Consider the following 2357-nt stretch of genomic DNA (forward strand, 5'->3'; position numbering starts at 1 on the left):
GTGCAGCTGCACCGCCTGGTCGGCCACGAACTTGGCGGCGTAGCCGATCTTCGACTTGGCGCCCGAGGCGAGCCGGGAGAGGCCGGCCTCGCCCTCGCTGAGGCTGAGGCTCAAATGCTGCATCAGGGACAGCGTCTCCTGATGCGCGATGAACATGTCGACCATCCGGTGCTGCAGCACCTGGAAGCTGCCGATGGTGACGCCGAACTGCTTACGCGTCTTGGAATAGTCCAGCGTCGCCGAATTCAGCTCGCCGATCGCGCCGACCGCCTCGGCGCAAAGCGCGGCGATCGCGCGGTTGCGGCAGGCTTCTAGCGCCTCGACGCCTTCGCCTTCCCTACCCAGCAGCCGCCCCTTCACTCCACGTAGCGTGACTTCAGCAGCGCGGCGACCGTCGATCGCTTTGAAGCTGCGAAGATCAAGGCCGGCAGTCCGCCGATCAATCACGAATAGGCTCACTCCATCTCGATCATTGACACGACCCGACGTGCGTGCCGAAACAATCAGATAGTCCGCCCACGGTGCAGCGACGACAGCCGATTTCTCCCCACTTAAAAAATAGTCCTTGCCGTTCCCCCGCGCCTCAGTAGCCACGGACGCAAGATCGAATCGCGATCCGCGCTCGCTGAATGCCAACGCCCAGACCTTGCTGCCTGCAATGATATCAGGGATGAAGGCCTGCTTCTGCTCCTGGGAGCCGAGCTGCTCCAGCAGTCCGCCGGCCACGACGATGGTCTCGACGAACGGCTCGACCACAAGATGACGGCCGAACTCCTGCATGATGATCATGGTCGACAACGGCCCGCCACCGAGGCCTCCGGCTTCTTCGCCGAACGGTGCCGCGAGCAGTCCGAGCTCGGCGAATGCTGCCCATTGCTTGCGGCTGAAACCCTCTTCACTCGCTACAATCTTGCGGCGGGCGTCGAAACCATACTGGTCGCGCAGCAGCCGTTGCACGCTGGACCGCAACAATTCCTGCTCTTCCGTGAACTGGATATCCATCCGATCCTCTCATACCGCTGCTGCTATAGGCCAAGCACCGCTTTCGCGATGATGTTGCGCTGAATCTCGTTCGATCCCCCGTAGATCGATAGTTTGCGCGAGTTGAGATACTTTTCCGACGCGATGTGGCCGTAGTCCGGGCCTGGCAAGAAATGATTGGCACTGACCGGATGCTCGCGGATCGCTAGCCCGTAATTGCCGATCGCCCGATGCGTGAGTTCGGTGATGTTCTGGAAAATCTCGGTGCCGCGGATCTTGAACAATGACGCCGCAGGTCCGGGGTCGATGCCGCGCGCCATCTGGGCCACGACGCGAAGCTCGGTCGCCTCCAGTGCCAGCACGTCGAGCTCGACGCGGGCGATGTCCCTGATGAATTCGAGATGCGCCGGATCGTCTTGCGGGATCTCCGCCTTCACGATCTTCTTCAGCCGCTCGATGTAGCGCGTCGAGCGGCCGATGCCGGCCATGCTGGTGCGCTCGTTGCCGAGCAGGAATTTGGCGTAGGTCCAGCCCTTGTTCTCCTCGCCGATCAGGTTCTCGGCGGGGACGCGGACGTTCTCCAGGAAGACGTCGTTGACCTCGTGCGAACCATCGATGGTGATGATCGGGCGCACGGTCACGCCCGGCGATTTCATGTCGATCAACAGGAACGAAATGCCGGACTGCGGCTTCGCCGTGGGATCGGTCCGGACCAGGCAGAAAATCCAGTCGGCGTGCTGCGCCAGCGTGGTCCAGGTCTTGTGGCCGTTCACGATGTAATGGTCGCCGTCACGCACCGCCTTGGTGCGAACGGTGGCGAGATCCGAGCCGGAGCCCGGCTCCGAATAGCCCTGGCACCACCAGTCCTCGCCGGACAGGATGCGCGGCAAGAATTTCGCCTTCTGTGCCGCGTTGCCGAACGTGTAGATGACCGGGCCGACCATGGTGACGCTGAATGCCAGCGGCGGCAGCGTGCCGGCGCGCGTCGTCTCCTGCTCAAAGATGAAGCGGCGGGTGACCGACCAGCCCGGCCCGCCATATTCCTTGGGCCAGAGCGGCGCGATCCAGCCCTTGTCGTGCAGGATGCGATGCCACAGCAGCATCTGCTCCTTGGAGAGATCGGTCTCCGGATTGGCGACACGCACCTCCGCCGGATAATTGTCCTTGATGAACGCGCGAACCTCGTCGCGAAACGCTGCATCTTCAGGGGATAGCGCGAGCTCCATCTGACCTGCTCCCTACCACTTCTCGCCGAAGGGCCGGATCTCCAGCTCGAAGGTCCATGCGCTCTTCGGCTGCTGGTAGAGTTGCCAATAGGCTCCCGCGACCGATGCCGGCGGCATCAGGAGATCGGGATTGTCGAGCGCGTTCGGGCC

2 protein-coding genes and 1 pseudogene are annotated in these 2357 nt (G+C 62.8%); all 3 read right to left on the minus strand.

The features are described from left to right. Positions 1-1002 (minus strand): acyl-CoA dehydrogenase family protein (locus AKL29_RS21760; RefSeq protein ID WP_050385582.1); only part of this gene is annotated, 1002 nt, incomplete at its 3' end. A 23-nt stretch (positions 1003-1025) separates the two neighbouring features. Continuing rightward, the gene (locus AKL29_RS21765; RefSeq protein WP_050385572.1) at positions 1026-2207 is read right to left on the minus strand and encodes an acyl-CoA dehydrogenase family protein; all 1182 of its coding nucleotides are present in this window, start codon (positions 2205-2207) and stop codon (positions 1026-1028) included. Positions 2208-2219: 12 nt separating this feature from the next. Continuing rightward, a pseudogene (locus tag AKL29_RS45295) lies at positions 2220-2357 on the minus strand (short-chain dehydrogenase); the annotation flags it as partial.

It is taken from the genome of Bradyrhizobium pachyrhizi (assembly GCF_001189245.1).
Classification (GTDB): Bacteria; Pseudomonadota; Alphaproteobacteria; order Rhizobiales; family Xanthobacteraceae; genus Bradyrhizobium; species Bradyrhizobium pachyrhizi.

What these genes read in the sequence shown, in the direction of transcription:
- AKL29_RS21765 (WP_050385572.1), bottom strand. Translation starts at nt 2,207, where the DNA reads ATGGAGCTCGCGCTATCCCCTGAAGATGCAGCGTTTCGCGACGAGGTT.